This window comes from Halomonas faecis (assembly GCF_010993975.1).
In the GTDB taxonomy this organism is placed as follows: domain Bacteria; phylum Pseudomonadota; class Gammaproteobacteria; order Pseudomonadales; family Halomonadaceae; genus Halomonas; species Halomonas faecis.
Genome location: NZ_JAACZO010000032.1, coordinates 156,204 through 168,750, shown reverse-complemented (window position 1 = coordinate 168,750; position 12,547 = coordinate 156,204). Strand labels below are relative to the sequence as shown.

The following is a 12,547-nucleotide window of genomic DNA, read 5'->3' as shown; positions in this document are numbered from 1 at the left end:
CGCTACCTGTCCTGCACCATGCCCCAGGAAGGGGCATCGGGGTTGACCAGTTGTCGCGCATAGGATGCCAGATCGCCCGCCAGCAGGCCACGCTCGCCCGACTCTCCCGCCGCTTCGTCGGCCGCCCGCGCATGCACCACGACCCCGGCCCAGGCGGCGAGCGCTGGCGCCAACCCCTGAGCGATCAGCGCACCGAGCATTCCGGAAAGTGCATCGCCCATGCCGCCGGAGGCCATGCCGGGGTTGCCGTAAGGACACACGGCGAGCCCCTCGGCGGTGGCCACCAGGCTGCCGGCCCCCTTGAGCACCACCACGCCGCCGCGACAGCGCTGCAGCTCCATGGCAGCGGCAGGTCGGTCAGCCTCCACCTCGGCGGGGCTAACGCCCAGCAGCCGGGCGGCTTCACCGGGGTGCGGGGTGAGCACCCAGTCGTCGCGCCGCTCGTCCGGCCAGCGCGAAGCCAGCAGGTTGAGACCGTCGGCATCGACTACCAGCGGACGCCGGGCAGCCAGCGCCGCCTGCAGCATGCCCTGGCCCCAGGCGCCCTGCCCCAACCCCGGCCCCACCACCACTACGTCCGCCGCCACAGGCAGCTCGCCCAGGTCGGTAGCGCCGCGCATGGCGTGCACCATCACCTCGGGGCGGCGTACCAGGCTCGCCGTGACATGCTCCGGCGCCGTGGCGAGGCTTACCTTGCCGGCGCCGAGTCGTCCCGCCGTCTCGCTGGCCAACAGTGCCGCCCCGCCAAAACCGGGCGCACCGCCCACCACCAGGACATGGCCCATGCCACCCTTGTGAGCATCACGGTCACGCGGCGGCAGCAGCGGCGGAATCAGCGCGACATCGAGCAGTTGGGCCGCCGGCAACAGATCCCGCTGGGACGATGCATCGACGCCCAGGGGCTGGAAGTCCACCTCGCCGGTGAGCGACGGCGCACGACCCGTGTGCAGGCCCAGCTTGTCGCCGATGAAGGTCACGGTGCATGCGGCACGCACGGCGATGCCCAGCTCGGCGCCGCTGTCGGCGGCCAACCCCGATGGGATGTCGATGGCCAGCACCGGCCGGTCGCAGGCGTTGATCGCCGCGATGGCCTCGCGCATGGCGCCACGTACCTCACCGCCAAGCCCGGTACCGAGCAACGCATCGACGATCACCTCGCCGGTGAGCGCCATGTCGGGCTGCCAAGGCTCGACCCCCACCCCGGCAGCGCTGGCCATTTGCGCGGCGCGAGCGGCATCGCCCTGGAGCGCCTCGGGTTCCTTGAGCACGATGCGTTGCACCCGAACCCCGGCCGCAGCGGCCAGCGCCGCCAGCACATGGCCGTCGCCGCCGTTGTTGCCACCGCCACACAGCACCGTCAGCCGACGCACGTCCGGCCAGCGGGCCAGGAGGCGCTGCCAGGCGGCCGCGGCGGCACGCTGCATCAACGCGAAGCCATCGATGCCACCGGCGATGGTACGGCGGTCGAGCTCACGTACCTGCTCGGCGCGGTACAGGGGGCGCAGGTTGGGCAAGGTCGTGGCAGGATGCGGGTCGATCATGCGGTGTCTCCCCTTTCAGCAATGCCGTATCATGGTCGCCACCGCTGTACGGCAATTATCAAACAGCGGTTCGTTACTTCTGTGAAGTGTGTCCGCTTATTGGCGGCTTCGCCAACCTCTCTTGCGCGATATTTTCCCGATCATGAGCCGAGTGACATCCGCTCCCGACACCGACCTGCACAGCCTCGCCGACACCATCAAGCAATGGGGGCGCGAGCTCGGCTTCCAGCAGGTGGGGATCACCGACATCGACCTCGCCGAGGACGAACGCCGCCTGGCGCGCTGGCTCGACGCCGGTTACCAGGGCGAGATGGGCTTCATGGCCAAGCACGGCACTAAGCGCACTCGCCCCGCGGAGCTGGTGCCGGGCACCCTGCGCGTGATCAGCGTACGTCTGGACTATCTGCCCGCCGAGGTGGAGAGCGCCAAGGTGCTGGGCCAACCGCAAACGGCCTACGTGTCACGCTATGCCGTGGGGCGCGATTACCACAAGCTGATGCGCAAGCGCCTGGCGACGCTGGCGCAGTGGATCGAGGGCAAGGTCGGCCCTTTCGGCCATCGCGCCTTCGTCGATTCCGCCCCGGTGATGGAGCGGGCGCTCGGGCGCAAGGCCGGGCTCGGCTGGGTGGGCAAGAACGCCATGCTGCTCAACCCGCGGGCCGGCTCGCTGTTCTTTCTCGGTGAACTCTACGTCGACCTGCCGCTGCCCGTGGACCCGCCCTTCGAAGGCGACCATTGCGGCAGCTGCAATGCCTGCCGGACCGCCTGCCCTACCGAGGCCATCGTCGACGATCGCGTGGTCGATGCCCGAGCCTGCATCTCCTACCTCACCATCGAACTGCACGGGGCCATTCCCGAGCACTATCGCGAAGCCATGGGCAATCGGGTTTTCGGCTGCGACGACTGCCAGTTGGTGTGCCCCTTCACCCGCTTTGCCCAAGCCACCGCAGAGGATGACTTCGCCCCACGGCATGCCCTGGACCGAGCGAGTCTGCTGTCGCTGTTCGCCTGGGGTGAGGAGGAATTCCTGGAAAAGACCGCCGGTAGCCCGATACGGCGCATCGGCTATACGCGTTGGCTGCGCAACCTTGCAGTGGGGCTCGGCAACGCGCCCTGGAGCGAGGCCGTCGAAGCTGCCCTGTACGCGCGCCTTGCCTACCCCTCGGACCTGGTCCGCGAACACGTACGCTGGGCGCTGGCGCGTCAGCGGGAGAAGCGCCAGAACACCATAGCTAGAAGCTAGAAGCTGGAAGCTACCACTCAGTCTCATCCTTGGGGTTCTCTTCCAGCTTCTAGCTTGAGCCCGCGAAGCGGGCGTCCTTCCCGCTCCGGACGAAGTCCGGGCTCATTCCTCCTCGTCGCTGTCGTCCTCCTCCAGGCGCAGAAACGTCCGGCGGTAGTGGGCCAGCTCGGCAACGGACTCCTTGATGTCGTCCATGGCCAAATGCACATTGCGCTTCTCGAAGCCCGCCGTGGCGCCGGGATTCCAGCGTTTGGCCAACTCCTTGAGGGTCGAGACATCCAGGTTGCGGTAGTGGAAGAAGGCCAGCAGCTCGGGCATCTCGCGCTCCAGAAAGCGACGGTCCTGATGCACGCTGTTGCCGCACATGGGGGAAGTGCCGGGCTCCACGTACCGGTGCAGAAAGGCCAACGTCTCACGCTCGGCCTCGGCGGTGGTCACGCGACTGTGCCGCACGCGCTCGGTCAGCCCCGACGCTCCGTGGGTCTTGGTACACCATTCGTCCATCGACTCGAGCAGCGTGTCGGGCTGGTGAACGGCGATGATCGGCCCCTCGGCGACCAGATTGAGGTCGTCGTCGGTAATCAGCGTCGCCACCTCGATGATGCGTTCGCGTTCGGGGTCGAGTCCGGTCATTTCCAGGTCGATCCATACCAGGCGCTGCTTGCGCGGGTCCGGCTCGTTGCTCGTCTTGGCCATGGCCACTTCCTTGCAGGGCGTCGCGTCGCCAGGCTGGCGACAGCGCACGCAATGGGTGAGTACAATGCTGCCATTGTACCGATCTTCAGGGGCCCATGAGCAAACGCAAGCTGAGTCGCCAGCAGCGCTGGCGCATCGACAAGATCCAGGCCGAACGCGCCGCCAGAGCCGCCAAGCGCAGTGCCCGAGAGGACACTGCTCTCGCAGCCGGAGAGCTGAGCGCCGAGCGGTCGGGTCGGGTGATCGCCCACTTCGGTCGCACCATCGAAGTACGCCCCGACGAAAGCGACACGCCGATACGCTGTCACCAGCGCGCCAACCTCGACGGTTTGGTCACCGGCGATCGCGTCGTGTGGCGCGCCGCCTGCGATGCCGACGGCCAGATCGTCGATGGTGTGGTAGTGGCGCGCGGCGAGCGCGACAACGTGCTCGAGCGTCCGGACGCTTACGGCCAGCTCAAGCCGGTGGCCGCCAACATCGACCAGATCCTGATCGTCTTCGCCGTGGAGCCCGCCCCCCACGCCAACCTGATCGACCGCTACCTGGTGGCGGCCGAGGCCACCGGCATCGCCCCGGTACTGGTGCTCAACAAGATCGATCTGCTCCCCGAGAAGGGCGGCGAGCTGCGAGAACTGCTCGAGCGTTACGCGGCTCTCGGCTACCCGGAGATTGCCACGACCACCGCTCGCGACACGGGGCTCGATGACCTGTGCGCCCAGCTCGCCGGACGCACGTCGGTGTTCGTGGGCCAGAGCGGGGTGGGCAAGTCCTCGCTCATCGACCGTTTGTTGCCGGGTGAAGCCTTGCGCATCGGCGCGCTCTCGAAGGACACCCGCAAAGGCACCCACACGACCACCACCGCGCGGCTCTACGCTTTCCAGCACCGCGGCGCCGCCGAGATCGGCAGCGGTGAACTGATCGACTCTCCCGGCATCCGCGAATTCGGCCTGGGTCATCTCGACGAGCGTCAAGTCGCCGAAGGCTTCATCGAGTTCCGCACACACCTGGGGCACTGCCGCTTCCGCGACTGCCGTCACCGCCAGGAGCCCGGCTGTGCCCTGCGCGAGGCCGTGGAGCGGGGCGAGATCCACCCCGAGCGTTTCGCCAGCTATCGTCGCATCGTCGATAGCCTGAATGAATCCTAGACTCAACAGGATCCGAGATCAGGAGATCGCCATGAGTTCCGAAGACAATCTATTGCCGCTGATCGTCGAGCCCGAGCAGCTCGCCGAGCATCTGGATGCCCCGTCGCTGTTGATCGTCGACGTGCCGCTCCGTCCCGAGAGTCATGCCGAGGGCCACGTGCCGGGCGCCGTCTTCCTCGACCACCGTCGGCTGCTGCGTGGCGAGGGCGAGGCTCCCACCGACGCCCCTTCCGCCGAGGCGTTGTCTCGGCTGTTCAGCGAGCTGGGCCTGACCCGCGATACCCACGTGGTGGCCTATGACGACGAGGGCGGCGGCTGGGCAGGACGTCTGCTATGGACCCTGGAGCTGATCGGCCATACCCGCTACTCCTACCTCAACGGCGGCATTCATGCCTGGCGGGATAGCGGCCAGCCGGTATCCCGGGAAGGCCGCACCCCCACCCCCAGCGACTACCAGGCAGAATTCTTGCACCCCGAGGTGCGCATCGACCGAGCGGAGCTTCAGGATCGCCTGGGCGAGCCGGGAATGGCGATCTGGGATGCCCGCTCGCGCGAGGAGTATGATGGCCAGCGCGGCAACAACCGCCGCCTCGGACATGTGCCAGGCGCGGTGAACTTCGAATGGACGCAGGCCATGGACCGCGAGCGTGGATTGCGCATCCGCGACTACGCCGAGCTGATCACCGAGCTCGAGGCGCTGGGCCTCACGCCCGACATGGAGATCGTCACTCACTGCCAGAGCCACCACCGCAGCGGCTTCACCTGGCTGGTGGGGCGAGCGCTGGGCTTCACCCGGATGCGCGGCTACGGCGGCTCCTGGCAGGAGTGGGGCAACCGCGACGACACCCCCGTGGAGCGCTGAGCGCTTCGCGCTGCTCCGAGCTGCGGGCTACGAGCATCGAGCTATTGGTAGTAAGATAGCGGTCTAGTTCGTCGCCCGTTGCCAGAGTATCCCCCTTGTTGCTATCTCGACTCTTCTCCCTGATCCAGTATCCCCTGCCCCACCACCTCCTGTCGCGGCTGGTGGGGTGGCTGGCCGAATGCCGCCTGCCGTGGCTCAAGAATGCCTTGATTCACGCCTTCATCAAGCGATTCAAGGTGGACATGAGCCAGGCGCTGGAGTCCGAGCCCACCGCCTACCCCACCTTCAATGCTTTTTTCACCCGGGCACTCACCGCGGATGCCCGCCCGCTGGGCGACGGCGTACTGTGCCCCGCCGACGGCACCCTTTCGCAGTTCGGGCCCATCGAGGCAGGGCTATTGCTGCAGGCCAAGGGGCACCGCTTTGCCCTGGCCGACCTGCTGGGCGGTGACACCGTGGCGGCGCGCCGCTACCTCGGCGGCAGCTTCGCCACCGTCTACCTGTCGCCCCGTGACTACCACCGGGTGCACATGCCGCTCGCCGGCACCCTCACCGAGATGGTCTACGTGCCGGGGCGACTCTTTTCGGTCAATGCTGCTACTACGGCCCATGTCCCCAACCTCTTCGCCCGCAACGAGCGCCTGGTGTGCCACTTCGACACCGAGCACGGGCCCATGGTCATGGTGCTGGTGGGGGCGATGATCGTCGCCGCCATTGAGACGGTGTGGGCCGGCCAGGTCACGCCGCTGTCGGGTCAGGTCCAGCGCACGCGTTTCGACCGGCCGATCCACCTGGAAAGGGGGGCGGAGATGGGTCGCTTCAAGCTCGGCTCCACCGTGGTGGTGGGCTTCGCCGAGCCGGTGGATTTCGCCGATACGCCACCCGGTGGCATGGTCAGCATGGGGCAGACGCTGGGGCACTTTGCAACGCTTTGCGAGGAACGCCGGGGACAGGCCACAGAGGGGGAATGGTCTAGGTAGCAGCCCCCGGGAAGAGGGTATGGCACTCCCTCGTAGGCCCGTCGACGGATCGCCTCCGAGCGGTGAGGATGGTATACCGCTAGCGATGCATCGCTAGCAGTGCGGTGTGGCAAAGGCCATCACCTCCGCCACGCTCGCCTTGCCCAGCGCCAGCTGGATCAGCCTGTCGAGGCCCAGCGCCACCCCGCTGCCTGCCGGCATGCCGTGCGCCAGGGCCGCCAGCAGCCGAGTATCGACATCCACTTCCGGCAGCCCCGCCGCACGGCGGGCGGCGTTGTCGGCGGCGAAACGCTCGGCCTGCTCGGCGGCGTCGGTGAGCTCGTCGTAGCCGTTGGCGAGCTCCAGCCCTTCGCAGTAGAGTTCGAAGCGCGAGGCTAGCCAGGCACCGTCCTCAGGGTCGCGATGGCGCCGCGCCAGGGCTGCCTGGCTGGCCGGATAATCCACCACCACGTCGAGGCCACCGCGGCCGAGCGTCGGCTCGATGACCAGGCTCATCAGCAGGTCGAGGCAGTCGTCGCGGGGCGCATCGCCCATGTCCAGTCCGCCACGCTCGCCGGCCAGCCGTCGCAACTCGGCCAGCTCGGCGACAAAGGGGTCGAGGCCCAGCGACTCCCGGAACAGCTCGCGATAGCGGCGAGGCCGCAGCGGCCCTGGTTCGCGGCCGAGCACGCGGCAAGTCAACGCCGCCGTCTCCTCGATCAGCGCATCCAGGGCAAAGCCGGGGCGGTACCACTCGAGCATGGTGAACTCGAGGTTGTGGCGACGGCCCACCTCGCCGTCGCGAAAGCTCTTCGCCAGTTGGAAGATGGGCCCGCTGCCCGCGGCGAGCAGGCGCTTCATATGGAATTCCGGCGAGGTCTGCAGCCACAGGCGTTCTCGCCCCGCCGGGGTGGTCGCCTGGCAGGAGAGCGACGCCAGGTGGAGGTCGGTGCTGCCAGCGTGGCCCAGCACCGGCGTCTCCACCTCCAGCACGTCGCGCTCGGCAAAAAAGGCGCGCACCTCGGCCAGCAGCCGCGCCCGTGCGCGCAGGGTCTCGATGGATGCGGTGGGGCGCCAGTCGGTAGGCATCGAGAATTCCTCCAGCAAAGACGAAGGCCACGCCAGAGTGCAGCGTGGCCTTTAGAGCCGTAAGCCGTAAGCCGTAAGCCGTAAGCCGTAAGCCGTAAGCCAAGAAGCTGCCACCGACCTGGTTTTCCTTCCAGCTTCCAGGCGCGAAGCGCCGCTCTTCCAGCTTCAAGCTCTAGCCCCGGGCGAAGCCCGGCTCAGGCGCGGGAGACGTACTCGCCGGTCCGCGTATCGATCTTCAACAACTCGCCCTCGTTGATGAACAGCGGCACGCGCACCACGGCGCCGGAGGAGAGGGCCGCCGGCTTGGAACCGCCCTGGGCGGTGTCGCCCTTGACGCCCGGGTCGGTCTCGGTGACTTCCAGTTCGATGAAGTTGGGCGGCGTGACGTTGATGACGTTGTCGTTCCACAGGGTCACGGTGTAGGCCACCTGTTCCTTGAGCCACTTTTCGGTATCGCCCAGTGCCTTCTTTTCTACCGGGTACTGCTCGAAGGAGCCATCCGTCATCATGAAGTACCACATCTCGCCGTCGCTGTAGAGAAACTCCATCTCCAGCTCCAGCACATCGGCAGCCTCCAGGGATTCACCGGATTTGAAAGTACGCTCCCAAACCCGTCCGGTCATCAGGTTGCGCAGCTTGACGCGGTTGAAGGCCTGTCCCTTGCCCGGCTTGACGAATTCGTTCTCGAGAATGGTGCAGGGATCGCCGTCCAGCATCACCTTCAGACCGCCCTTGAATTCGTTGGTAGAATACGTCGCCATGATCGCTCCATGTTCGAGCGCGCCCCCGATGCCGATCGGGGGCGCGCATGAGGTGACATTCGGCGAGAACGAACTCGCCAACATTGACTGGTGGACTGCATGATAACCCGAAGCCCCGCCGATTTGCAGCGAGCACGCCAGCGGGACGCCATCCCGCTGGCCGTGACGCCCGACTGGCAAAGCCAGCTCGCTCGCGCGCTTCGCGACCCTCACGCGCTGTGCCAAAGGCTGGGGCTCGATCCGGCATGGCTGCCCGGCGCCGAAGCGGGCCACCGACTCTTCGAGGTGCGCGTGCCGGAAGCCTTTCTGGCCCGCATGCGCCACGGCGACCCACACGACCCGCTACTGCGCCAGGTTCTGCCCCTGAGCGAGGAGGCCCAGCCTGCGCCGGGCTACGTAGCCGACCCCCTCGATGAAGCCGCGCATACTTCGGCCCGCGGGCTGATCCACAAATACGCGGGACGCGTGCTGCTCATTGCCAGCCCTGCCTGTGCGGTGAACTGTCGCTACTGCTTCCGCCGCCACTTCCCCTACGACGACAACGCCCCCTCTCGGGCCCAGTGGGACGAGACCCTGGAGCACCTGCGCAACGACCCCTCGATCCACGAGGCGATCCTCTCCGGCGGCGACCCACTGGCCGCCAGCGACCGCCAGCTCGCCTGGCTCGTCGCGCGACTCGACGCCATTCCCCACCTCAAGCGCCTGAGAATTCACACGCGCCTGCCGGTGGTGATCCCCGACCGCATCGACGCCGGCCTGCTCGACTGGCTCTCCGACACTCGCCTGCAGAAGGTGGTGGTACTGCACGTCAATCACGCCAACGAGATCGACGACGCCATGATCGCTGCCTGTACCAGACTGAAAGAGGCGGGGGCGACCCTGCTCAATCAAAGCGTGCTGCTGCACGGCGTCAACGACTCGGTGGATGCCCTGGCCGCGCTCTCCGAGCGACTCTTCGAGGCCGGCGTTCTGCCCTACTACCTGCACGTGCTCGACCCGGTGGCCGGCGCCGCGCATTTCGATGTCCCCGACGTTGAAGCCCGCAAGCTGGTTGCGAGCCTCAGGGAGGTGCTGCCGGGCTTCCTGGTGCCAAAGCTGGTCAGGGAGATTCCCGGCGAAGCGAGCAAGACACCGCTATAGCCGCTACCCGCTCCACCACCATCGCCACAGCGCCGCACTGGCCATCCCCAATGCAATGGCCAGCAGCGGATTTCGCCAGGCGATCGCCACACCGCCGGCGGCTAGCGCCGCCAACCTGGTACCGCCATCGCCATGCACGATCATCGGTGTGATCACGGCGATCAGAACCGAGCTCGACATGGCGTCGATGAAGCGACGCACCCTGATGCCCAGCGGCACGTACGACATGATGAGCAACCCCACCACGCGCGACCCATAGGCAATGGCCACCATGAGGCCAATCGCCACCAGCGACTGCCACGACACCGACGCACTCATGAAGCGGTCGCACCGAACCAGCGCCCCGGCAGCATCACGGCCAATACGCCACCGGTCAGTGCCCCGACCATCACGTGCAAGTAGGGCGGCAACCACCAATACGCCATCAACGCACTGGCCGCCGCCGCCAGCCACGGCAACGCCATCACGGCACGCGGATTGCCGCCGACCACGATCATCAGCAGGAAGCAGAGCATGATGACGTCGAGGCCAAAACGCTCCGGCTCGGTGATCCCGCCCCCGAACGCCAACCCTACCCCCGTGCCCACCACCCAGGCACTCCAGAGCGCAATGCCACCGCCCAGCAGGATGCCGAGATTGCGTTCGCCACGGTGATACTCGCCCAGCGCCATGGCCCAGTTGGAGTCGGTCAGCAGTATCACCATGGCGAACTGCTGGTGCCTCGGCAGCGGCTCGAGCCACGGATAGAGCGCGGCACTCATGAGCATGTGACGGGTATGGATGGCCAGGGTGACCGCGGCCAATGCCAGCAGTGGCAAGGGCGGATGCCAGAGCTCCAGTGCCGCGAACTGCGACGGTGCCGCGAACACGAACAGGCTCATCAGCATCGCCTCCCAGTCGGCCAACCCCCGATGGACGGCCGCCACCCCGAAAGCCAGACCGAACGCCACCGTGAAGGCGGCCAGCGGCAGCATCATGCGAATGCCCCGCCAGGTTCCCTTGGCATCCAGCCGGACATGTTTTTCCTTTGACATCATGGCATTACGAACTCATGCCGGTAGCATCGACAAAAAACAAACAGAGCCACAAAGACAAGCAAGGCGTGCGCATCGGTGCCAGCAGTATGCTGTAAGTTGACGCCCCCAAGGCAGGAAACCTTGGGGGCGTTCATATGGCTTGAAGCTTGTAGCTGCTGATCGGCGCAGTCGGTCAGACGAGGGTCTCGGCGGTGACGTTGGCCGCCGGCGCCTGGGTGGAGAGCTTGCGGTTGATGGCGCTCATCACCGCGTTCATCGAGGCGGTGGTGATGCTCTCGTCGATGCCGGCGCCGAACACCGCCTCGCCGTCGATGCGCACTTCCACGTAGGCGACCGCCTCGGCGTCGGCGCCCTGTCCGCGGGAGTGTTCGTGATAGTCGATGATCTCCACGTCCTGTCCCTCGGCAGCCAGCGCACGCACGAAGGCTGCCAGCGGCCCGTTGCCCTCGCCGCGGATGGTGCGTCGCTCGCCGTTCTGGGCAATCTGCGCCTCGAGGTGCACGCGGGGGCTGTCGGGCTCCGACGAGAGGCGATGGCCGACCAGTGCGAAGGGCTCGTTCTGATCGAGGTACTCGTCGGCAAAAGCCTGATAGATCATCCGCGAGGTGATCTCCTTACCCGTGCGGTCGGCGACCTCCTGTACCACCTGGCTGAACTCGATGGAAAGCCGGCGCGGCAGCTCGATGCCGTGCTCCTGCTCCAGCAGGTAGGAGACGCCTCCCTTGCCGGACTGGCTGTTGACGCGGATCACCGCCTCGTAGCTGCGTCCCACGTCCATGGGATCGATGGGCAGGTAGGGAACTTCCCACATCGCCTCGGGGTTGGCGCGGCGCTCGGCCATGCCCTTCTTGATGGCATCCTGGTGGGAGCCGGAGAACGCGGTGAAGACCAAGTCACCGACATACGGGTGCCGCGGATGCACCGGCAGCTGATTGCAGTGCTCCACCTCGCGCATGATCGGCGTGATGTTCGAGAAGTCGAGCTCCGGGTGCACGCCCTGGGTATAGAGATTCATGGCCAACGTCACGATGTCCACGTTCCCCGTGCGCTCGCCATTGCCGAACAGCGTCCCCTCCACACGATCGGCCCCGGCCATGATCCCCAGCTCGGCCGCGGCCACGCCGGTACCGCGATCATTGTGCGGGTGCAGGCTGACGATCAGGCTATCGCGATGCTTGACCTGGCGGCAGAACCACTCGATCTGGTCGGCATAGTGGTTGGGTGTGGCGACCTCCACGGTAGCCGGCAGATTGACGATCATCGGCGCATCGACGCTCGGTGCAAAGGTATCCATCACCGCCTCGACGATCTCCACCGCGAAGTTCAACTCGGTGGTGGAGAACAGCTCGGGCGAGTACTGGAAGGTCCAGTTGGTTTCCGGCGCTGCCGCCATGCGCTTGCGGATCTGCTCGGTGGCCTCCACGGCGATCTGCACGCACTCATCCTTGTCGACGTTGAACACCACCCGGCGGAACACCGGGTCGGTGGCGTTGTAGACGTGCACGATGGCGTTCTTGGCGCCCTCGAGTGCCTCGAAGGTGCGATCGATGAGGTGCTCGCGCGCCTGAGTCAGCACCTGAATGCTGACGTCGTCGGGAACCCTCTCCTGCTCGATCAGCGAGCGAACGAAATCGAAGTCGGTCTGGGAGGCCGAGGGAAAGCCCACTTCGATCTGCTTGAAGCCGATCTTCACCAACAGATCGAAGAAGCGCTGCTTGCGCTCGAGATCCATGGGATCGATCAGCGCCTGGTTGCCGTCGCGCAGATCGACGCTGCACCACTGCGGCGGCACCTCGATGCGCCGATTGGGCCACTGCCGGTCGGGCAAATCGACGGCAACGAAGGGACGGTACTTGTCGGCAGGGTTATCGAGCATCATGGCGGCGGTCTCCCGGAATGCGAGTCGAGGGGGAAAGGTCGGAAACGACTTCGCCCCGCCAGGCTTGGCCAGGCGGGGCGAAGTCGATGTCGGCATTGTTGCCCGCTGCACGGCGCACGACAGGCGCAGTGACGAAAGCGGAATGGGTCATGGGGTGATCGGTGTTGGCAGACATGGTACGACCTCGATGAAACC

General features: G+C 66.6%; 13 protein-coding genes. 5 read left to right on the top strand and 8 right to left on the bottom strand.

The genetic code is table 11. The features are described 5' to 3' along the window. Positions 1-2: 2 nt before the first annotated feature. Entirely contained in the window at positions 3-1,541 is a 1,539-nt protein-coding gene (locus GFD32_RS12590) for an NAD(P)H-hydrate dehydratase (protein ID WP_163576962.1), read from the bottom strand. A 142-nt stretch (positions 1,542-1,683) separates the two neighbouring features. On the opposite strand from GFD32_RS12590, the gene queG reads away from it, so the two are divergent. After that, a complete protein-coding gene (gene queG / locus GFD32_RS12585) occupies positions 1,684-2,784 on the top strand; it encodes a tRNA epoxyqueuosine(34) reductase QueG (protein WP_163576961.1) in 1,101 nt (366 codons plus the stop codon). A gap of 102 nt (positions 2,785-2,886) precedes the next feature. On the opposite strand, the gene orn is transcribed toward queG, so the two are convergent. Beyond that, positions 2,887-3,480, bottom strand: a complete 594-nt coding sequence (orn, locus tag GFD32_RS12580; RefSeq protein ID WP_163576960.1) for an oligoribonuclease — start codon at positions 3,478-3,480, stop codon at positions 2,887-2,889. A 95-nt stretch (positions 3,481-3,575) separates the two neighbouring features. Between orn and rsgA the strand changes: the two genes are divergently transcribed. The 3 genes from rsgA (at position 3,576) to asd (ending at position 6,467) form a co-directional block, all read left to right on the top strand. After that, complete coding sequence (rsgA, locus tag GFD32_RS12575; RefSeq protein WP_163576959.1) at positions 3,576-4,625, top strand: small ribosomal subunit biogenesis GTPase RsgA; 1,050 nt, start codon at positions 3,576-3,578, stop codon at positions 4,623-4,625. Between the two features lie 31 nt (positions 4,626-4,656). Further along, positions 4,657-5,487 (top strand): sulfurtransferase, encoded by an 831-nt coding sequence (locus GFD32_RS12570; RefSeq protein WP_163576958.1) that lies wholly within the window; start codon positions 4,657-4,659, stop codon positions 5,485-5,487. Between the two features lie 95 nt (positions 5,488-5,582). Then, positions 5,583-6,467: an archaetidylserine decarboxylase gene (gene asd / locus GFD32_RS12565; RefSeq protein WP_163576957.1), complete on the top strand. Its 885-nt coding sequence runs from the start codon at positions 5,583-5,585 to the stop codon at positions 6,465-6,467. 93 nt (positions 6,468-6,560) lie between these two features. Here the strand turns inward: asd and epmA are convergent, their stop codons facing one another. Together epmA and efp are read right to left on the bottom strand one after the other, a co-directional pair. Further along, positions 6,561-7,535, bottom strand: coding sequence for an EF-P lysine aminoacylase EpmA (epmA, locus tag GFD32_RS12560; RefSeq protein ID WP_163576956.1), 975 nt, complete (start codon positions 7,533-7,535; stop codon positions 6,561-6,563). A 194-nt stretch (positions 7,536-7,729) separates the two neighbouring features. Next, positions 7,730-8,296, bottom strand: coding sequence for an elongation factor P (gene efp, locus GFD32_RS12555; protein ID WP_163576955.1), 567 nt, complete (start codon positions 8,294-8,296; stop codon positions 7,730-7,732). A gap of 99 nt (positions 8,297-8,395) precedes the next feature. Here efp and epmB point away from each other — a divergent pair, with 99 nt between their 5' ends. After that, complete coding sequence (gene epmB, locus GFD32_RS12550; RefSeq protein WP_163576954.1) at positions 8,396-9,436, top strand: EF-P beta-lysylation protein EpmB; 1,041 nt, start codon at positions 8,396-8,398, stop codon at positions 9,434-9,436. A 3-nt stretch (positions 9,437-9,439) separates the two neighbouring features. Here the strand turns inward: epmB and GFD32_RS12545 are convergent, their stop codons facing one another. The 4 genes from GFD32_RS12545 to GFD32_RS12530 form a co-directional block, all read right to left on the bottom strand. After that, the gene (locus GFD32_RS12545; protein ID WP_163576953.1) at positions 9,440-9,754 is read right to left on the bottom strand and encodes an AzlD family protein; all 315 of its coding nucleotides are present in this window, start codon (positions 9,752-9,754) and stop codon (positions 9,440-9,442) included. Continuing rightward, positions 9,751-10,473, bottom strand: coding sequence for an AzlC family ABC transporter permease (locus GFD32_RS12540; RefSeq protein WP_320416219.1), 723 nt, complete (start codon positions 10,471-10,473; stop codon positions 9,751-9,753). Before GFD32_RS12540 ends, GFD32_RS12545 begins: the two co-directional genes overlap by 4 nt. 172 nt (positions 10,474-10,645) lie before the next feature. Next, positions 10,646-12,352, bottom strand: a complete 1,707-nt coding sequence (gene leuA, locus GFD32_RS12535) for a 2-isopropylmalate synthase (RefSeq protein ID WP_163576952.1) — start codon at positions 12,350-12,352, stop codon at positions 10,646-10,648. Then, the gene (locus tag GFD32_RS12530; protein ID WP_163576951.1) at positions 12,339-12,527 is read right to left on the bottom strand and encodes a hypothetical protein; all 189 of its coding nucleotides are present in this window, start codon (positions 12,525-12,527) and stop codon (positions 12,339-12,341) included. The genes leuA and GFD32_RS12530 overlap by 14 nt, the downstream gene beginning before the upstream one ends. Positions 12,528-12,547: the final 20 nt, after the last annotated feature.

Bases quoted from the DNA above. Each gene is read 5' to 3' on its own strand.
- GFD32_RS12590 (WP_163576962.1), bottom strand. From the start codon at position 1,541: ATGATCGACCCGCATCCTGCCACGACCTTGCCCAACCTGCGCCCCCTG.
- queG (WP_163576961.1), top strand. From the start codon at position 1,684: ATGAGCCGAGTGACATCCGCTCCCGACACCGACCTGCACAGCCTCGCC.
- orn (WP_163576960.1), bottom strand. From the start codon at position 3,480: ATGGCCAAGACGAGCAACGAGCCGGACCCGCGCAAGCAGCGCCTGGTA.
- rsgA (WP_163576959.1), top strand. From the start codon at position 3,576: ATGAGCAAACGCAAGCTGAGTCGCCAGCAGCGCTGGCGCATCGACAAG.
- GFD32_RS12570 (WP_163576958.1), top strand. From the start codon at position 4,657: ATGAGTTCCGAAGACAATCTATTGCCGCTGATCGTCGAGCCCGAGCAG.
- epmA (WP_163576956.1), bottom strand. From the start codon at position 7,535: ATGCCTACCGACTGGCGCCCCACCGCATCCATCGAGACCCTGCGCGCA.
- efp (WP_163576955.1), bottom strand. From the start codon at position 8,296: ATGGCGACGTATTCTACCAACGAATTCAAGGGCGGTCTGAAGGTGATG.
- epmB (WP_163576954.1), top strand. From the start codon at position 8,396: ATGATAACCCGAAGCCCCGCCGATTTGCAGCGAGCACGCCAGCGGGAC.
- GFD32_RS12545 (WP_163576953.1), bottom strand. From the start codon at position 9,754: ATGAGTGCGTCGGTGTCGTGGCAGTCGCTGGTGGCGATTGGCCTCATG.
- GFD32_RS12540 (WP_320416219.1), bottom strand. From the start codon at position 10,473: ATGATGTCAAAGGAAAAACATGTCCGGCTGGATGCCAAGGGAACCTGG.
- leuA (WP_163576952.1), bottom strand. From the start codon at position 12,352: ATGATGCTCGATAACCCTGCCGACAAGTACCGTCCCTTCGTTGCCGTC.
- GFD32_RS12530 (WP_163576951.1), bottom strand. From the start codon at position 12,527: ATGTCTGCCAACACCGATCACCCCATGACCCATTCCGCTTTCGTCACT.